Source organism: Nocardia sp. NPDC004573, from assembly GCF_053602135.1.
The window spans coordinates 349,940-368,168 of sequence record NZ_JBSGDA010000002.1 but is presented as its reverse complement, the minus strand read 5'-3'; the positions used below and the strand labels follow the sequence as shown (position 1 = coordinate 368,168).

15 protein-coding genes are annotated in these 18,229 nt (G+C 68.4%); 12 read left to right on the top strand and 3 right to left on the bottom strand.

The genetic code is table 11. The annotated features are described in order from the left end of the window. Positions 1 to 49 precede the first annotated feature (49 nt). The 8 genes from gmd to ACWEKR_RS05010 all read left to right on the top strand — a co-directional run bounded on the left by gmd (position 50) and on the right by ACWEKR_RS05010 (position 10,013). Positions 50 to 1,072 (top strand): GDP-mannose 4,6-dehydratase, encoded by a 1,023-nt coding sequence (gmd, locus tag ACWEKR_RS05045; RefSeq protein WP_452353371.1) that lies wholly within the window; start codon positions 50 to 52, stop codon positions 1,070 to 1,072. After that, the gene (locus ACWEKR_RS05040) at positions 1,069 to 2,322 is read left to right on the top strand and encodes a class I SAM-dependent methyltransferase (RefSeq protein ID WP_452353370.1); all 1,254 of its coding nucleotides are present in this window, start codon (positions 1,069 to 1,071) and stop codon (positions 2,320 to 2,322) included. Before gmd ends, ACWEKR_RS05040 begins: the two co-directional genes overlap by 4 nt. A gap of 1 nt (position 2,323) precedes the next feature. After that, complete coding sequence (locus ACWEKR_RS05035) at positions 2,324 to 3,271, top strand: GDP-mannose 4,6-dehydratase (protein ID WP_452353369.1); 948 nt, start codon at positions 2,324 to 2,326, stop codon at positions 3,269 to 3,271. A gap of 1 nt (position 3,272) precedes the next feature. Continuing rightward, on the top strand, positions 3,273 to 4,457 hold the full coding sequence (locus tag ACWEKR_RS05030) for a class I SAM-dependent methyltransferase (RefSeq protein WP_452353368.1): 1,185 nt from the start codon (positions 3,273 to 3,275) through the stop codon (positions 4,455 to 4,457). Positions 4,458 to 4,461: 4 nt separating this feature from the next. Next, positions 4,462 to 5,640 (top strand): nucleotide disphospho-sugar-binding domain-containing protein, encoded by a 1,179-nt coding sequence (locus ACWEKR_RS05025; protein ID WP_452353367.1) that lies wholly within the window; start codon positions 4,462 to 4,464, stop codon positions 5,638 to 5,640. A 56-nt stretch (positions 5,641 to 5,696) separates the two neighbouring features. Beyond that, complete coding sequence (locus ACWEKR_RS05020) at positions 5,697 to 7,265, top strand: glycosyltransferase family 87 protein (protein WP_452353366.1); 1,569 nt, start codon at positions 5,697 to 5,699, stop codon at positions 7,263 to 7,265. Positions 7,266 to 7,374: 109 nt separating this feature from the next. After that, entirely contained in the window at positions 7,375 to 8,652 is a 1,278-nt protein-coding gene (locus ACWEKR_RS05015) for a flavin-containing monooxygenase (RefSeq protein ID WP_452353365.1), read from the top strand. A gap of 11 nt (positions 8,653 to 8,663) precedes the next feature. Then, the gene (locus tag ACWEKR_RS05010) at positions 8,664 to 10,013 is read left to right on the top strand and encodes a cytochrome P450 (RefSeq protein WP_452353364.1); all 1,350 of its coding nucleotides are present in this window, start codon (positions 8,664 to 8,666) and stop codon (positions 10,011 to 10,013) included. A 256-nt stretch (positions 10,014 to 10,269) separates the two neighbouring features. On the opposite strand, the gene ACWEKR_RS05005 is transcribed toward ACWEKR_RS05010, so the two are convergent. The 3 genes from ACWEKR_RS05005 to ACWEKR_RS04995 all read right to left on the bottom strand — a co-directional run bounded on the left by ACWEKR_RS05005 (position 10,270) and on the right by ACWEKR_RS04995 (position 14,877). Beyond that, entirely contained in the window at positions 10,270 to 11,727 is a 1,458-nt protein-coding gene (locus ACWEKR_RS05005) for a serine/threonine-protein kinase (RefSeq protein ID WP_452353363.1), read from the bottom strand. A 169-nt stretch (positions 11,728 to 11,896) separates the two neighbouring features. Continuing rightward, positions 11,897 to 12,301, bottom strand: a complete 405-nt coding sequence (locus tag ACWEKR_RS05000) for a VOC family protein (protein WP_452353362.1) — start codon at positions 12,299 to 12,301, stop codon at positions 11,897 to 11,899. Positions 12,302 to 12,486: 185 nt separating this feature from the next. After that, complete coding sequence (locus ACWEKR_RS04995; RefSeq protein WP_452353361.1) at positions 12,487 to 14,877, bottom strand: beta-ketoacyl synthase N-terminal-like domain-containing protein; 2,391 nt, start codon at positions 14,875 to 14,877, stop codon at positions 12,487 to 12,489. Positions 14,878 to 14,984: 107 nt separating this feature from the next. Here ACWEKR_RS04995 and ACWEKR_RS04990 point away from each other — a divergent pair, with 107 nt between their 5' ends. The 4 genes from ACWEKR_RS04990 to ACWEKR_RS04975 all read left to right on the top strand — a co-directional run bounded on the left by ACWEKR_RS04990 (position 14,985) and on the right by ACWEKR_RS04975 (position 18,194). After that, a complete protein-coding gene (locus ACWEKR_RS04990) occupies positions 14,985 to 15,506 on the top strand; it encodes a GtrA family protein (RefSeq protein WP_452353360.1) in 522 nt (173 codons plus the stop codon). A gap of 105 nt (positions 15,507 to 15,611) precedes the next feature. After that, the gene (locus tag ACWEKR_RS04985) at positions 15,612 to 16,973 is read left to right on the top strand and encodes a M20/M25/M40 family metallo-hydrolase (RefSeq protein ID WP_452353359.1); all 1,362 of its coding nucleotides are present in this window, start codon (positions 15,612 to 15,614) and stop codon (positions 16,971 to 16,973) included. A gap of 23 nt (positions 16,974 to 16,996) precedes the next feature. Next, positions 16,997 to 17,530 (top strand): YbhB/YbcL family Raf kinase inhibitor-like protein, encoded by a 534-nt coding sequence (locus tag ACWEKR_RS04980; protein ID WP_452353358.1) that lies wholly within the window; start codon positions 16,997 to 16,999, stop codon positions 17,528 to 17,530. 244 nt (positions 17,531 to 17,774) lie between these two features. Then, positions 17,775 to 18,194, top strand: coding sequence for a hypothetical protein (locus ACWEKR_RS04975; RefSeq protein WP_452353443.1), 420 nt, complete (start codon positions 17,775 to 17,777; stop codon positions 18,192 to 18,194). The last annotated feature ends 35 nt before the right edge of the window (positions 18,195 to 18,229 follow it).

The following is an 18,229-nucleotide window of genomic DNA, read 5'->3' as shown; positions in this document are numbered from 1 at the left end:
GGTATTGCCCGCTTTTTGACGACCCGTTAGTCTCGGGGTTGGAGGTTTGATGAGAAAGGCGCTGATAACCGGCATCACGGGCCAGGACGGATCTTATCTGACGGAATTCCTGTTGCAGCAAGGATATGAGGTGCACGGGATTATCCGGCGTGCCTCGAATTTCAATACCGATCGGATAGACCACCTGTATTCCGATACGCATTCCCAACGCCGGCTGTTTCTGCACTACGGGGACCTCATGGATTCCAGCAGTCTCAACCGGATCCTGGAGGACGTGCGGCCGGCCGAGATCTACAATCTGGGCGCGCAATCGCACGTGCACATCTCGTTCCAGATCCCGGAGTTCACCGCGGAGACCAACGCGATCGGCACGCTGCGCATCCTGGACGCTATCCGCAAGACCGGCATCGCGACCCGGTTCTACCAGGCCTCGTCCTCGGAGCTGTACGGCGGGCTGCACGACGTGGCGCTGAGCGAGCAGACACCCTTCCATCCGCGCTCGCCGTACGCCGTGGCGAAGCTGTACGCGTACTGGATCACGGTGAACCACCGCGAGGCCTACGGCATGTACACGGTCAACGGCACCCTGTTCAACCACGAATCACCCCGGCGCGGCGAGGTTTTCGTGACCCGCAAGGTGACTCGCGGCGCGGTGCGCATCGCGCAGGGCAAACAGGACAAGCTCTTCATCGGCAACCTGGATGCCCGCCGGGACTGGGGATACGCCAAGGAGTACGTCGAGGCGATGTGGCTCATGCTGCAACAGGCCGAGCCCGACGACTACGTCATCGCCACCGGCGAGACACACAGCGTGCGCGAGCTGTGCGAGACCGCCTTCTCGGCCACCGGTGTCGAACTGGTCTGGGAAGGAACCGGTTTGGCGGAGAAAGGGATCGACCGGCGGACGTCGCGGGTGCTGGTCGAGGTCGATCCGACCTATTTCCGGCCCGCCGAGGTCCATCACCTCACCGGTGATCCGAGCAAGGCGCGCGAGAAGCTCGGATGGGAACCCCGGACGAGTTTCACCGAACTCGTCGAGTTGATGGTCGCCCACGATATGGAGAACGCGTGACGCAAACAGTGGCGGTGCAGGCCTGCCGGGTGTGCGGGAACACCCGGCTCGAGTCGGTGGTCGATCTCGGCACCATGGCGTTGACCGGGGTGTTCCCGGCCACCGATCCGACCGAGGTGCCGCGCTACCCGTTGGAGTTGGTGCGCTGCGTGCCCGAGAGCAGCGCGGAGTGCGGGCTGGTGCAGTTGCGCCACACGGCCGATTTCGACGAGATGTATTCCCCCGGCTACGGATACCGCTCCGGGCTGAACCGCTCGATGATCGACCACCTCGCCCACCGGGTGGCGCGCATCCGGCAGCGGGTGCCCTTGTCGCCGCGGGATCTGGTGATCGATATCGGCAGCAACGACGCGACGCTGCTGCGCGCCTACCCGGAAGGCTCGGCGACGATTGTGGGCATCGACCCGCTGGGGGAGAAGTTCCGCCGGTTCTATCCGCCGCACGTGCGGCTGGTCACCGGGTACTTCACCCGCGAACTGGCCGAATCGGTGCTGGAGGGGCGACGGGCCAAGGTGATCACCTCGATCGCCATGTTCTACGACGTGCCGAATCCGCTGGAGTTCATGGGCGCGGTGTACGACAGTCTCACCGACGACGGCGTCTGGGTGCTCGAACAGAGCTATCTGCCGGCGATGCTGGCCACCACCTCCTACGACACGATCTGTCACGAACATCTGGAGTACTACACCCTCGACCAGATCGAGTGGATGGCGCGGCGGTGCGGATTCGTGGTGCTCGAGGTGGAACGCAATGCCGTCAACGGCGGCAGTTTCGCGCTCACGCTGGGCAAGCGTGGCGTCGCCTCGGCTGCCGATGCCGCGGTGCTGGACCGCATGCGGCAGGAGGAGTCAGCGCTCGGGCTGCACACCTCCCAGCCGTACGCGGACTTCGCCAAACGGGTCGACCAGCACCGCGAACAGGTGCGCGATTTCTTCGACCGCTCCCGTAAGGCCGGTCTGCGCACGCTCGGTTACGGCGCCTCCACCAAAGGCAACGTGGTGCTGCAGCACTGCGGGATCGGCCCGGAGGACCTGCCGTGCATCGCGGAGGTCAACGACGACAAGTTCGGCAAGTTCACCCCGGGCAGCGCGATCCCGATCGTCTCCGAGGCGCGGGCGCGAGAGCTGGCGCCCGACCAGTTCTTCGTGTTGCCCTGGCATTTCCGCACCATGATGCTGGAGCGGGAGAGCGCCTTCCGCGCGGCGGGCGGGCGGCTGGTATTCCCGCTGCCGGAACTGGACGTGGTGTGAGATGACCGTCGTCGTCACGGGCGCGGCTGGGCAGGACGGCACGCTGCTGTCGGATCTGCTCGCCGCGCGCGGCGAACGTGTGCTGCGGATCGGCCGCGCCGACCCCGTCGACATCACCGACGCGGCCGCGGTCGAACAACTGATCGCCACCGAACGCCCCGCGCAGGTGTACCTGCTGGCGGCGGTGCAGCACTCCTCGCAGGACGACCACGGCGACCCACGCGAGCTGGCCCGCGCCTCGCACCGGGTGAACACGCTGCCGGTGCAACACTTCGCGGAGGCGATCGACCGCCACCGCACCGGAACCCGGCTGTTCTACGCGGCCTCGTCGCATATCTTCGGCTCCGACGCCGCCACGATGTGCGACGAGCGCAGCGGGCTGCGACCGGACTCCATCTACGGCGTGACCAAGGCGGCGGGCCTGCTGGCCTGCCGCGCCTACCGCGCCCGGGGCGTCTTCGCGGCGGCGGGGATCATGTTCAACCACGAATCGCCCTTGCGCGCGGAGAAGTTCGTCACCCGCAAGATCGCGCGCGCCGTCGCCCGGATCCAGCGCGGCGAGGCCGCCACGGTGGAGGTGGGCAGGGTGGACGCGGGCGCCGACTGGGGATACGCACCGGACTACGTCGATGCGATGACACGGATCCTGGCTCTCGACGAGCCGGACGACTTCGTCGTCGCCACCGGCGAACACCACACGGTCGCGCAGTTCTGCGCGGCGGCGTTCGGCATGGCCGGACTGGACTGGAACGACCACGTCCGCGAACGCTCTTCGGTGCTCACCCGCAGCGGGCAACCGCTGGCGGGCGACGCGACGAGGCTGCGCGAGCGGACCGGGTGGCGTCCTTCGGTGGATTTCCACGGCATGGTGCGCGCCATGCTCGTCGCCGAGGGCGTGCGCCTGGTGGAGGAATCGAGGCCGGTGCGCACCGGCGGAACGGATGGATGACGTGACCTTGAACGACGAGAATGTCCTCGCCGCCCACTTGATCTCCGTCGCCGACGGTGTCCACGAGGAGACCGCCGCGCGGATCGGCGAGATCGGCACCGAGACCGTCGCCGACGCGGTGCTGAAAGAGATCGCCTGGCGCGCGAACTACGGTCCCCGGCCCGGACAACCGGTGACGGCGGTGTTCGAGCTGACCCACGACGGCAAGCAGCTGGACTACCTGCTCACCGTGGGCGCCGACGACCCCGCCGTCGCTCCCGGCACGCTGGCGGATCCATGGCTGGTGGTGCGGCAGGATCTGGTGGAGCTGCTGCGCGCGGTCTACGGCCCGCCCGACGCCGCGCTCGGCACGCGCGCCATCGCGATCAAGGACGAGCCGGGGCCGGGCAGCTTCGCCCCGGACGATCCGTGGCGGCTGGCCCGCGACGCCGCGGCGGTCGCCGCCGACCGCATCGTCACCGCCTGCCGTCCGCACCACTACGACCTCAACGCGCTGTCGCTGCACTTCGGTTCGGACAAGTGGGGCGGACACTGGTACACCCAGCACTACGAGCGCCACTTCGCGCCCCTGCGCGACAGCCGCGTGCGCGTCCTCGAAGTCGGCATCGGCGGATATACCGCGCCCGATGTCGGCGGCGCCTCACTGCGGATGTGGAAGCAGTACTTCCGCCGCGGCCTGATCTTCGGGCTGGACTTCTTCGACAAGTCCGGCATCGCCGAGCCCCGCCTGCAACCGCTGCGCGGCGATCAGGGCGATCCGGCGTTCCTCGACGGCCTCGGCAGCTCGCTCGGCCCGTTCGACATCATCATCGACGACGGCAGCCACATCAGCGGCGACGTCATCGCCTCGTTCCAGGCGCTGTTCGCGCACCTGCGACCGGGCGGGCTGTACGTGGTGGAGGACACCCAGACCTCCTACTGGTCGGGCTGGGGCGGCAGCAGCACCGCCACCGACGATCCGGCCACCACCATCGGCTACCTGAAAACCCTGGTGGACGGTCTGCACCAGCAGGAATTCGAGAAGGAATCCGGCCGCGCGACAGGGGCTTTTGACGACTGGATCGGGGCGCTGCACTTCTACCACAACATCGTGGTGATCGAAAAACGCCGCAATGCCGAGCAATCGGCTCCATCATGGGTGCCTCGGCACACCAATCCGATGGAGTGGATGAAGCCGAAGGAGTGATCGGATGAAGTTTCTTGTCGTGCCGGTGCCCTCGTCGGGCCACCTGCTGGCGATGGTGCCGTTCTGCTGGGCGCTGCGACTGGCCGGCCATGAAGTGCTGGTCGCCTCACGCGACGACGTGACGGCCACGGCGCTGCGCTCCGGCCTCAACGCCGTCGAGTTGACCGCGCTGAACGTGCCGATGGACCAGTTGCGCACCCAGGTGAATCCGGGCATGTTCCCGCTTCCGCTGTTCGCCGACCGCGACCAGTCCAGCGGACAGGGCCTGTGGCAGGTCGCCGCGCAGAACTGGCACAACCATGCCCGCCAATACCTCCAGACGTTCGCGGAGGTCGCCGCCGACTGGCAAGCCGACGTCGTGCTCACCGACCCGCTGGCCACTATCGGCCGTGCGCTCGGCGCCGAACTGGATTTACCGGTCTTGGTGCACCGCTGGGGAATCGACCCGACCGGCGGACCCTTCACCGAACGCACCGCAGCGCTCGCCGCCGAGGCGGGCACGCGGCTGGCCGATCCGGTGGCCGTGCTGGACATCTGCCCGCCGCGGCTACAGGCGCCCGACGCCGCGGCGGGCACCCCGCTGGGTTACGTCCCGTTCAACGGCACCGGCACGTTGCCGACCTGGCACCACGCCGAGCACGGCCGCAAACGGATCGCGGTGTGCATGGGCGGCAGCACGCTGAACCTGACCGGGCCGCGACCCCTGGAGTCGGTGCTCGCGGCGCTCGGCGTCGTCGACGACGCCGAGGTGGTCGTCGCGCTGTCGGCACGCGACCGGGCCACGGTCGGCGAACTGCCCGGCCATGTCCGGGTCGTGGAAGAGGTTCCGCTGAATCTCTTCCTGCCCGGCTGCGATCTGCTCGTGCACCACGGTGGCTCGACCACCGGCCTCACCGCGGGGTGGTTCGGGTTGCCGCAGCTGGTGCTGCCCCAGATGTTCGACCAGTTCGACTACGCCCGCGGCGTGGTGCGCAGCGGGGCCGGCCTGGCCGCCGAGACCCCCACCGGCCAAGGCGACATCGAAGCGCTGACCACCTCGATCCGGGCGCTGCTGCGTGAACCCCGCTTCCGCGCCGCCGCCGAGCAGATCGGCGCCGACCTGCGTGCCGCTCCCGCCCCGGGCGAGGTGGTGTCGCAGATCGTTCCGCTGCTGGCCGAGCGCACCGCAGCAGCGACCAGATAGACCGTCCGCGCGGCCCGAACCGGGCTGACGCGGGAACCGAAAGCCGTAGGTTGCAGATGATATCCAGGACATGGACCCGGTTCCGGGGTTCGCTCGACTACTTCGCCGCGATGTACGCGGTGTTCGTCGTGGGCATTCTCGTCCCCGTGGTGATGATCGTGCTCTCGCTCACCGGCCTACCGGGGCCGGTGACTGCGGCGCTCGGTGTCGCGTGCGCGGCGGTGTTGTTCGTGCTGTTCGTGCCCACCGTGCCCGACGAGTGGCGGCAGGTGGTGCGCGGCAAACCGATCGTGGTGCGGGTGCTGTGGAGCGTGGTAATCCTGCTCGTGGTCGCGGTGCTGGCCCGGCTGACGCAGTTCATCCTCGACGCCGACAACGTGGACGCCTCGCTGTCGGCCGACGACGACTTCCTGGTGAAGAAGTCCCACCTGTCCGGTTACATCAGCGGCGCGCTCATGGCCGAACACGACCCGGCCGGTCTCTACGACCGTCACCGCTACGAATCGCCTCAGGCCGATTCGGTGCTGCCCGCGGTGACCCCGCAAGATCGCGACGCCTACCTCTACCCGCCGCCGTTCCTGCTGCTGCCGCGGTTGCTGCTGCTGTTCAGCCATGATTTCGCGACGCTGCGGGCGCTGTACTACTCGCTGTACGTGGCGATCGTGCTGGTGGCCATGTTCGCCATCGCCCGCTGGATCGGCGGCAGGCAGGGCGGGGTGCTGGCGGCGCTGACCCCGGTGGTGTGGCTGAGCCTGCCGACGTTGGCGACCTTGCAGATCGGCAATATCCACGTGCTGGTGCTGTATGTCGGTGGCGCGGGCGCCATGGTCCTGTTCCAGGTGCGGCGCAACATCTTCGGCGGCGCGGCGCTGGCGTTCGCGATCATCGCCAAAGTGTCCCCGGCGATCCTGCTGGTCTATCTGCTGGTCCAGCGACGGTGGCGGCCCGCGGTGTGGACCGCGGTGTTCGGTGGACTGTATTCGCTGGCCACGCTGGCGATCTTCGGCTGGCAGCCGTGGCGGCAGTTCCTGTCCGACGGCACCTGGCAGCGGCTGGCCAGCGGTGAGTTCCACCAGTTCGTGCTGGTGGAACGAGCCAACCAGCTGGTCAACTATTCGCCGTTCGGGCTGCCGTACAAGGCGAACATCATGGGCTGGGACATCGGCGATCCCGTCGGACCCGCCCGCGTGATCACCAACATCTACACCTTGCTGCTGCTGATCTTGGTGGCGGTCACCGCGATCCGCATCCACCGGCGGCTCTCCGCCGGGGCCGAGGGGCCTCGGGTACGCGCGGAGCAGCTGGCCATCTGGCTGGCGGTGCTGACGCTGGCGTCGTTCCGCGCCCCGTTCGGGCCCTGGGTGTACATCGCCGTCGGCGCGGTGTGGATGCTGGCGGTCTACGCCGGGCTGATGCGCGGCGGCAAACGCACCGTCGCCCTGCTCACCGTGACCTGGCTGATCATCGCGGTCTACAACGAGAACGTCTACTTCACGCTGGTGGCGCAAACGGTCGTCTACGTCGCCTGCTTCGTCGCGGCCTGGCGGGCGAGCGCGGGCACCGAGCCGGAAGCCGCGCCGCCGCGGGAAGACACTCCCCGAACCGAACGGGTCGGCGCGGCATGAGCGGTCAGGCCTGGAGGCGGCAGCGCAGCGTGACCACGCAGGGCCCCGCTCATGCCGAAATCGGACACAGCATGAGCGGTCAGGCTTGCGGGCAGCGGAGAGGGAACAGATGAGCACCTATTGCGTGATCGGCGCGGGCGCGGCCGGTTTGGCCACCGCACGTGAGTTCGCGGCGGCCGGTCTGGATTTCGAGGTGCTCGAGGCGGCCGACGGCATCGGCGGGATCTGGGACGCCCGGCGCCCGGACTCACCGGTCAGCCGCAACACCCACGTGATCGCTTCGAAAGGAGTGCAGGCGTTCTCGGGTTTCCCGATGCCCGAGGACTATCCCGACTATCCCGGACACGAACTGGTGCTGCGCTATCTGCACTCCTACGCCGACGCCTTCGATCTGTGGCCACGCATCCGGTTGAACACCGCGGTGCAGCGCGTCGAGCCGGGCGCGGACGGCTGGTCGGTCACGCTGGCCGACGGGTCGCAGCGACGCTACGCGGGTGTCGTCATCGCCACCGGCCACGACCGCACCCCGCGTCGCATCGACATCCCCGGCTCGGGCACGGTGCCCGTGCTGCATTCGAGCGAGTACCGCGAGCCCGAACAGGTGCTCGGCAAGCGGGTCCTGGTGATCGGGGCCGGCCAGTCGGCGGCCGACATCCTGTCCGACTGCGCAGTGAACGCCGCGCTGACCCTGCACAGCAGCAGGCGTGGGTTCTATTGCATGCCCAAGTACATGCTGGGCCGCCCGACCGACAGCATGCTCCAAGGCCGGATGTGGCGGCCGCTGCGCAAGCGGGCCTTCGAGCGGCTGTTCTCGTATCTGCGCAGCCGCTCCCGCTCGTTCGGGCTGCCGGTGCCCGATTTCGGTGCGGGCATCGTCATCCCGATGCTCGGCGACCAGTTGCATCATCACTACACCCACGGCGACATCACGCCCAAACCGGATGTCACCGCGATCGACGACGACCGGGTGACCTTCGCCGACGGCACCGAAGAGAAAGTCGACCTGGTGGTGCTGGCGACGGGATTCGTGCCGAACTATCCCGTCGTCGACCGAGCCGAGCTGAACTGGTCGGAGGGCAGCTTGCGACCGGGCCTGTATCTCAACATCTTTCCGCCGCACACTCGGAATCTTTTCGTGGTCGGAATGGTGCGCCCGATCGGCTCGCACTGGGACGTCTACGAGAAACAAGCCGGACTGGTCGCCGAGTACCTGCGTGCCAAAGCGAGCGATCCCCGTCGGGTCGAGCGTTTCGATCGCGCCACCCAGGGCCGCCAGCCCGACCTGTATGCCGGGCTGCGGCTCTATCACGCCGACCAGTACCCGCTGGTGGTGGAGAAACAGGACTACGTGAATCAGCTGCGCAAGCACGCCAAGCTCTTGAAGTGAAAGGTCGGACCATGAAAGCACCCGGGCCCGGTCTGGTGGAAACCGGACGTATGCTCCCGAAACTGGCGAAGAACCCCCTGACAACAGTGGGCGCGCTGCTGGACGGCTACGGTGACGTCGTGCGGGTCAAGGCGGGCCCGATGCTGGTCTACCTCGTCGCCGACCCGGCGATGACGGAATACGTCCTCAAGGACAACTACACCAACTACCGCAAGAGCCCGATCTACGACGAGTTCAGCATCCTGCTCGGCGACGGGCAGCTGACCACCAACAACCTGGAGTACTGGCGCAAACAGCGCAAACTCATCTCCCCGGCGTTCTCCCACTCGCACGTCAAGGGTTTCGCCGACGACATCACCGACAGCGCCGCGGCGATGCTCGACGGCTGGGACGCCACGGCCGGGCAGTTCCGCGACATCTACGACGACTTCGTCCAACTGCTGCTCGCGGTGACCGGCCGAATCCTGTTCAGTATCGACCTGTCCACCGGCACCACCCAGGTGACCGACGCGATGCGCGCGGCGTTCGCGTTCATCATGAAGCGGGTGAACGCGCCGGTGAAACTGCCGCAGTCGTTCCCCACCCCGCAGGCCCGCCGAGTCGCGCGCAAGGTGGGCGAACTCGACGATGTGGTGCGCCATCTCATCGAGGAACGCCGCCGCGGCGGCGACACCACCGACGTGCTCACCGCCCTGGTGCGCGCCCGCGACGAAGGCGGCCAGGGCATGCGCGAAGAGGACCTGCTCAACGAGATCAAAACCTTGCTCGTGGCCGGGCACGAATCTCCGGCCAACGCCCTGTCGTGGGCGTGCTACCTACTGGCCACCCACCCCGAGATCCAGGAGAAACTGGCCGAAGAGGTGCGCACCGTACTGGGCGACCGCACACCGTCCTTCGCGGATCTCGGACAGCTGAGCTATTGCCGCATGGTGATCGAGGAAACCATGCGGCTGTATCCGCCCGCCTGGATCGTCGAGCGCACGCCCATCGCCGATGACGAGATCGGCGGCTACCACGTACCGGCGGGTGCGCGAGTCACGTTGTGCATGTACTACATTCACCGCGACAAGCGGCTGTGGGAGGACCCCGAGGAATTCCGTCCGGAGCGTTTCACCGACGCCGCGGTGGCCGAGCGGCACAAGTTCGCGTTCTTCCCGTTCTCCGGCGGCCCGCGCATCTGCCTGGGCAAGGACATGTCGATGACGGAAATGGTGCTGATCCTGGCCATGACGGTGCAGCGCTTCCGGCTCGAACTCGACGCCACCCATCCGGTGGTGCCGCTGGCCTCGGTGAACCTGCGCCCGGAGTTCGGCATCCGCGTCCGCCCGGTCCGCCGCGTCACCGAGCCCGTGACGACCTGAGCTCGCCTGCCGTGGCCCGCACACCTCAGGAGCTTCGAGCATGCTGCCCAGCAGCGAGCCGGTGAACCGCGGCGTGCTGCCGGCGGCCCGTATCGGCTCAGCTCGACAAGGTTCCGCACGGGTGTTTCGCGAGCCGCCGCCGAACCCCCGCGCTACGGCTGCGGACCATCGCCACCGCCGAAACCGCCACCGCGCCTGCGCGTCCCGAGCCCTCGCAACGGCGCGCTGCGCGCTTCTCGTTCATCGGATCCCCGGGTCACCGAACCGGTGAGCTGGGACGTTTGTCGGCGAGCCAGCGCCTGGTCGCGGGGGACACGGTGCACAGCAGCCCTGTGCAGGAGAACAGCAGGACCGTGCCGACGAAGACCAAGTCGCTGACGCGGCTGTCGCCACTCAGGCCGGCTCCGACTCCGACCAAGCCGACCAGCGTGATGATCCCCGTACCCAGCGCCACGGCGACGCGCCCCGCTCGCTTGCGCCGGAACAGTCCGATCGAGCCGCCGAGCAGCAACAATGCCATCGCGGTGGAGATCGCCATGGGGGCGAGGAGTTCGAGGGCGACCTCACGCAGCGTCTGGCGGCGACCGTATTCGATGTGCGGGGTCGTCAGTTCCATCACCCCGTTGGCGACGATCAGACAGAAGACCAGACCGAAGCCGAACGCGACGACGGCGCCGATCCTGGCAACGGCGCCGGAGGGCCGGACCGGATCGTGAATGGGCGTGAGAGGTTGCAGCGGCGGTAGGTGTTCGGCCCGCCACCGGGGCTCCGAAGGCTGGTTCAGCCGGGTCGGGGCCGAACGCGGCCGCGGGTCGACCGCCGTGGCCGGGTGGGCGGAGCGCTGGTCGACGAAGCTCGGCGCGGGCGCCGCGGCGGGAGCGTCGCCGCGCAGGGCCGCCGCCGCGGCTGCCGCGAAATCGCCGCAACTGGCGAATCGTTCGTCCCGATGCTTGGCCAGCGCGCGAGCGATGACCTCGTCGAGCCGCCGTGGCAACTCCGGGCGGGTATCGCTGAGGCGCGGCACCGGTTTGGCGATGTGCCCGGCGACGATTTGACCGGGATTGGTCGAGGGGAACGGTGGTTGCCCGGCCAGCATCGTGTAGAGGGTGCAGCCGAGGGAGTATTGATCGGCGCGGTGATCGACCGGCTCACCGGACAGTTGTTCCGGTGAGGCATAGGCGAGGGTGGCGGTGAACGTTCCGGTGGCGGTCAATTTCGTGTCGGCGTCGAGCAATCGCGCGATGCCGAAATCCGTGAGCACAGCGCGTGTTTCGCGAACGGCCTCCGGCTCGGCGATCAGGATGTTGGCCGGTTTGATGTCACGGTGCAGCACACCTCGGCTGTGGGCGTAGTCCAGCGCCTTCGCCGTATCGCCGACGATCTGCAGGACCTGCTGCGGGCGGGTGGACCGGGGACCGAGCCGGGCGGCGTCGGTGCCGCGGACATACTGCATGGAAATCCACAGGTGCCCGTCGTGGGTGCCGCGATCGTAGACGCCCACGATGCCCGGATGGTCCAGGCGGGCAACGACATTGGCTTCCTGCTCGAAACGTCTGCGCAACTCCTCGTCCTCGGACACCGCGCGATTGAGCAGTTTGAGCGCCACCAGTCGTGGCAGGCGCGGGTGCCGGGCCAGATAGACGGTCCCCATGCCGCCTTGCCCGAGCACGCCCTCGATCAGATACCCGGCGAACGACTCGTGCTGCCTCAACACCCATGGCCCCCTTCCAGATCCCAGCCCACCCGGACCGCAGGCAGCATAACCCCCCGTTTCCGGACCAGCGGCGTTCACATTGCGATCACGCGGCCGATCCGTCCTGTGGACCTTCCCGGCAGACCGGCTCGGTCTCGATCGATCGCTACCGGCACCCGGGTCGGGTTCGTCACCGCGTGCCCGGATCGCCTTCCAACGCCTCGACACGACGGCGAAGCAGGCAGAATTCGTTTCCCTCCGGGTCGGCCAGCACGTGCCACGGTACGCCTGCGGGCTGGCCGATGTCGGCCTTGCGCGCGCCGGCGGCGAGCAGCCGCTCCAGTTCGGCGTTCTGATCGCGGTCGGTGGGATTCACGTCGAAATGCACGGGCAGTTTCCCGCGTTTGGGCTCGGTGCTGCGAAGGAACACCATCGTGGGTTGCGGCCCGCCGAAGCCGGTTGCGGGCGGGCCGATCTCCAGAGCGTCGTCACCCTCCCAGCCGAGTTCGACGTAACCGAGAACTTCGCACCAGAAGTCCGCCAGCCGCTGCGGATCGGCACAGTCGATGACGAGTTCGGTGATCCTGCAAGCCATGCACGCGACACTACGCGTGCACGACAGTGCGAACGGCGATCCCTTCGGGTTGTCACCCTTTTCGCGGCACCGAGCACGACTCCTCGCGTCCAGCCGCATTCGACCCTGCCCGGCTGTCACGTAACCACCCGGTAGGAATGCCCACTGTCGTCCCCGTCGAGTGCGGCGACGCTCGCGGGTCCGGCTCAGCCGAGCAGTTCCCGGCTCAACGCCAGCAGTTCAGCGGTGGACAGGACTTCTTCCTCCACCGGCGGTCGCCGATCCGCCTCCGCCGCGGGAGGGGTCGGGGACGCCGTCTCCTTCGCCGGGGTGAGTCGGACGTCGAGTTCGGCCGCCAACAGCTCGACGGTGGGGCAGCCCCAGATGACGGCGGCGGGGAGGTCGATACCGAGGCGGGCTCCGAGGCGGGCCGACAGCTCCACGGCGTGCACCGAGCCGATCCCGAGCTGTTCGAAGTTCTGCCGCGCGGCCACTCGGTCGGGCGCGATGCCGACGACTTCGGCCAGTTCGGTGGTGACCAGTGCGGCAAGCGCCGCGACGCCGGGCGCGGGGGTGGATGCGTGGTCGCCGGATCCGGAGGGCAGCGCGACCGCTGCCGGGCCCGGTGACGAGTCCGCATCGGTCGCGGCGGGTCCGATTCCTCCTGGAGTCGTCGCCGACGGCACCGCCGGCGACCTTCGAACCGCTTCGTCGGGCGACGCGATTGCGGCGAGCGATTCATCCCGCGCAGGCGTGGCGGGTGCGGCGACGCCGGGTGCCTCGTCCGGGGTATGCGGGTCCGCCCAGTGCCGTTCGCGCTGAAACGGATAGGTGGGCAGCGAGATCGTGCGTCCCGGCGGGTTCACCGCCGCCCAGTCGGGTTCCACGCCACGCTCGAACAGCGTGCCCGCCGCGCGCAGTAGGTCGCGATGAGCCACGGCGCCGGGGCGCAGGGCCGCGCACAGCAGGAGGCCCAGTACCTCGCTGTCGTCTGCGTCGGTATCCTCGGCGGCCTGATCGAGATAGGTGCCGAGGAATTGGACGACTTGGTCTACGTTGTCGGCCACCGTCGAGAGGCGTTGTCGGAGAGCGGCTCTCGAAGCCAAGGTGTGCGCGAGGTCCCCCAGGCGGGTGTCCGGATGGTCCACGAGATACTCGCGCAGCCGACGCGCGTGTTCCCGCAGCGCGGCTTCGCTGCGAGCGGACAGCACCACCAGCCGCTCCGCGACGCTGCCGTCGCCGACCGGTTCGGACGCGGGCGCTGCTTCGACGATGACATGGGCGTTGGAGCCGCCGAAACCGAACGCGCTCACCGCGGCGCGCACGGGGCCGTCGTGACGCGGCCACGCCATCGCGGTGTCGGCCACCCGCACTCCCGTCGCGGCGGGATCGAATTCGGGGGGCACCCGGTCGAAATGGAGACTGCGCGGGATCCGCCGACGCCACACGGCCAGCGCGACTTTCACCAGTCCGGCCATGCCCGCGGCCGCCTCGGTGTGCCCGATGTTCGTCTTGACGGAGCCGACGATCAGCGGTGCGCCGGGAGCCCTGCCCGCGCCGTAAACCGCTGCCAACGCGGACAGTTCGGCACGGTCACCGACGGCGGTGCCGGTGCCGTGCGCCTCGACGTAGTCGATCGTCGACGGGTCCACTCCCGCCCGCTCGCACGCCCGCCGCAGCAGTTGCCGCTGCCCGTCGGCGCTGCTGGCGGGCATGGAGTGGTGCCTGCCGTTGTTGTTGGTGGCGCTGCCGAGCAGGGTGCAGTAGACGCGGTCGCCGTCGCGCAGGGCCTGGCGCAATGGTTTGAGCACGACCACCGCGCCGCCTTCACCGCGCACGTAGCCGTCGGCGGAGGCGTCGAAGGTGCGGGATCGGCCACCGGCGGACAGCACACCCAGCGCGGACAATCCGATCGCGGTCTCCGGTATCAGGTTCAGTTGCACGCCACCCGCGAGGGCCAGCGCGCTCTCACCCGCTCGCAGGGCCTGGCAGGCCAGATGCACGGTGACCAGCGATCCGGCGCAGGAGGCGTTCACCGTCATGCTGGGTCCGTCGAAACCCAGGACGTACGACACCCGATTGGCGATCACACCTTCGACATCTCCGGTGCTGGTGAACGGCGTGATCGCGGTGGCGCCCCTGGCGAGTTTGACGGCGCGATAATCGTTGAACTTGTTGGCGAAGTACACGCCGGTGCGCGGCGCCCGATCGGGCCGGACCCCCGCATCTTCGCATGCCTCCCACGCCAATTCCAGTGCCAAGCGTTGCTGCGGATCCATGTCGGCGGCCTCGCGCGGGGTGATGCCGAAGAAATCGGCGTCGAAGCCGGCGACATCCGCCAGATACCCACCCGCGACCGACACCGTCTTGCCCGCGGCCGCTCGGTCCGAGCCGAGATGGTTCCCCGGCCAGCGGCCGGGCGGTGGTGCGTCGGCGATCGCGTCGGTCTCCTCGATCAGCAACCGCCACAACGCTTCCGGCGAATCGGCGCCTCCGGCGAATCGGCAACTCATGCCGATCACGGCGATGGGCTCCGCGGCACGCGCCGCGACGTCGACCTCCGGCTGCGGACGGATGCGCCGCTTGGCCTTCTTCACGCTATTCACCTGCCCGCGATCCACCGGTCGTACACCCGCGCAGCGGGTGACGCGGTGAATCCGCCGATCTTGTTGTGGGGGAGGGACATGTGCCGGAGACTTTACCTGTGCTGTTTTCCGAACGTCCCGTTTTCGCTCGGGTGACGTCCGCGCTGGGGGGCGAGGCACGGCGTCGAGAACTATTGCGTTTCGCCTCTGTCGGTGTCGCCGCGTTCACGCTGGACACCGCGGTGTTCCTGACCTTGAAGAGCACTGTGCTCGAGGCGCATCCGGTCACGGCGAAGGTGGCCGCGGTGCTGGCGGCGATCACGCTGTCGTATGTGCTCAACAAGCAGTGGTCCTTCGACGGGCGCGGCGGGCGGCGCGGTCATCACGAGGCCGCGCTGTTCTATCTGGTCAGTTTCCTGGCCGTCGCGATCAACACCGCACCACTGTGGGTGTCGCGGTATGTGCTGCATCTCGAGGTGCCCGAGGTCTCCCGCTTCACCCAGAACCTGGCCGACTTCGTCGCCGCGCAGCTGATCGGCACAGCGCTGGGCATGGTGTTCCGGTTCTGGGCCTTCGTGCGGGTGGTGTTCCCCGATCAGGTGCAGCCCCCCGGCGCGGCGGGTGAGTTCCGCTCACCCTGACGACAAACCTGTCGTGCGTGATGGCGCACCGTGCGGGCCGAATCGCCTCGCCTCGACACCCCGGCCGGACGTTTGCCCGGCCGCGCGGGTGGTAGGAAAGGGAGCGTGTCCGCAACTGGCGAAGGAATCGACCCGAACAGAAGCTCCCGCGCGGTGTCGGAAGTGGTGGAGCTGGTCAGTACGCTGATCCGCTTCGACACCTCCAACACCGGCGAGCTGGCCACCACCAAGGGTGAGCGCGAATGCGCCCAGTGGGTGGCCGATCAGCTGCATCAAGCGGGATATGTCACCGAATACGTCGAGTCCGGCGCCGACGGGCGCGGCAATGTCTTCGCACGGTTGGAGGGCGCCGACCGCAGCCGTGGCGCGCTGATGATCCACGGGCACCTGGACGTGGTGCCCGCCGAGGCCGCGGACTGGAGCGTGCACCCGTTCTCCGGCGCGGTGCGCGACGGTTATGTGTGGGGTCGCGGCGCGATCGACATGAAGGACATGGTCGGGATGACGCTGGCGGTGGCCCGCCAGTTCAAGCTCGAGGGCACGGTGCCGCCGCGTGATCTGGTCTTCGCCTTCCTCGCCGACGAGGAGAACGGCGGCAAGTGGGGGTCGCAGTGGCTGGTGGACAACCGCCCGGATCTGTTCGACGGCGTCACCGAGGCGGTGGGGGAGGTCGGCGGGTTCTCGCTGACCGTCCCGCGGCCCGACGGCAGCGAGCGCAGGCTGTACCTGGTGGAGACCGCCGAGAAGGGCCTGGGCTGGATGCGGTTGCGCGCCAAGGCCCGCGCCGGTCACGGTTCCTTCCTGCACGAGGACAACGCGGTCACCATCCTCGCCGACGCGGTGGCCCGGCTGGGCAAACACACCTTCCCGTTGGTGCTCTCGGATTCGGTGGCCGCGTTCCTCGCCGCCGTCGCCGAGGAGACGGGTCTGGCGTTCGATCCGGCGAGTCCCGACATCGAGGGCCAGCTGGCGAAGCTGGGCACCATTTCCCGCATCATCGGCGCCACGCTGCGCGACACCGCCAACCCCACCATGCTGCAGGCCGGTTACAAGGCCAACGTGATCCCGCAGACCGCCGAGGCGGTGGTGGACTGCCGCGTGGTGCCCGGGCGGCAGGCGGCGTTCGAGCGGGAGGTGGACGAGCTGATCGGTCCCGACGTCGAACGGGAGTGGATCACCAAGCTCGACTCCTACGAGACGACCTTCGACGGCGATCTGGTCGACGCGATGAACAACGCCGTGCTGGCCCACGATCCGCGCGGACGTACCGTGCCCTACATGCTCTCCGGCGGCACCGACGCGAAAGCGTTCGCCCGCTTGGGTATTCGCTGCTTCGGCTTCGCACCGCTGCAGCTGCCGCCGGAGCTGGATTTCACCGCCCTGTTCCACGGCGTCGACGAGCGGGTGCCGGTGGAGGCGCTCGAATTCGGCACCCGCGTGCTGGAACACTTCCTACTGCACAGCTGATCCGATCACCGAAGAGAGGTTCCATGACCTACAACCCCTACGACGCGCTGCCGCAGGTGCCGTCGTTCACGCTCACCTCCGACGATGTCACCGACGGGCAGCCGTTCAAGAACGAGCAGGTCAGCGGTGTCTTCGGGGCGGGAGGCCAGGACATCTCCCCGCAGCTGTCCTGGTCGGGTTTCCCTGCGGAGACCAAGAGCTTCGCGGTGACGGTGTACGACCCCGACGCGCCCACCGCCTCCGGTTTCTGGCACTGGGCCGTCGCCGACATTCCCGTGAGCGCGACCTCCCTGCCCGCGGGCGCGGGCAGCGGCGAGGAGGGCGGCGCGCTGCCGACCGGTGCGATCACCCTGCGCAACGACGGCGGCTTCCACGGTTTCGTCGGCGCGGCTCCGCCGCCCGGCCACGGCCCGCATCGCTACTTCATCGTCGTGCACGCCGTCGACGTCGAGAGCCTCGGCATCGATGAGAACGCCACTCCCGCCTATCTGGGCTTCAACTTGTTCTCCCACACGCTCGCGCGCGCCACCCTGATCGCGACCTACGAGCAGAAGTAGCCCGTGAGATGATTGTGGCCCCGATCGAAAAGCTCGGGGCCACAATGCTTTCCGCAGCGCGGTTGCGAGGCGGCCTCCGGAGCGGTGAACGACGGGTGTGTAGACCGCAACCCGATCCGACCGGTTGGTCTTCCCAGCGTTGGTTCGATTCTCGCCGAGCCGCGACCCGACCGGGGGGACTACGCTGCCGCTGGACAGCCGCCCAAGAGGGCGTGTGAGGACTGATGAGGGTACGAACTTGATCATTCGCACGGAAACGGCCTGGGTGCTCTTCTTCGCCGGGCTCATCTTCCTGTGGGCGCTGGTACTGGGCGTATGGAAGTGGCAGGCGATGACCACCTCGCCGGACGGCCTGGCCCACCCCTACGTGGACATCGCCCACCGAGCCGCACTGCTGTACTCCTTCGCGACCGGATTGATCGCGTGGTTCGTCGAGTTGTCCGGCTGGCCGACCGCGGTGAACGCCGTCGCGGCGGGGGCCGTCATCCTGCTGTTCGTCGTAACGATCGCGAACTACATCCGGCTCGGCCTGCAGCGGGAGACCGACAACCAGATGCGCAATCCACCGCCGTCGATGCGGTTCGTTCTCGCCGCGTTGATCATCGGCGAGATCGGCGGATTCGCCGTGCTGCTGGTCGGCTTCGCCGTGGAGCAACTGGGGTAGCCCCGCCTCGGAGTGCATGCGGTGCCGCGTCGAAG

Excerpts from the sequence above, each read along its gene's own strand:
- gmd (WP_452353371.1), top strand. The coding sequence starts at position 50 with ATGAGAAAGGCGCTGATAACCGGCATCACGGGCCAGGACGGATCTTAT.
- ACWEKR_RS05035 (WP_452353369.1), top strand. The coding sequence starts at position 2,324 with ATGACCGTCGTCGTCACGGGCGCGGCTGGGCAGGACGGCACGCTGCTG.
- ACWEKR_RS05025 (WP_452353367.1), top strand. The coding sequence starts at position 4,462 with ATGAAGTTTCTTGTCGTGCCGGTGCCCTCGTCGGGCCACCTGCTGGCG.
- ACWEKR_RS05020 (WP_452353366.1), top strand. The coding sequence starts at position 5,697 with ATGATATCCAGGACATGGACCCGGTTCCGGGGTTCGCTCGACTACTTC.
- ACWEKR_RS05015 (WP_452353365.1), top strand. The coding sequence starts at position 7,375 with ATGAGCACCTATTGCGTGATCGGCGCGGGCGCGGCCGGTTTGGCCACC.
- ACWEKR_RS05010 (WP_452353364.1), top strand. The coding sequence starts at position 8,664 with ATGAAAGCACCCGGGCCCGGTCTGGTGGAAACCGGACGTATGCTCCCG.
- ACWEKR_RS05000 (WP_452353362.1), bottom strand. The coding sequence starts at position 12,301 with ATGGCTTGCAGGATCACCGAACTCGTCATCGACTGTGCCGATCCGCAG.
- ACWEKR_RS04980 (WP_452353358.1), top strand. The coding sequence starts at position 16,997 with ATGACCTACAACCCCTACGACGCGCTGCCGCAGGTGCCGTCGTTCACG.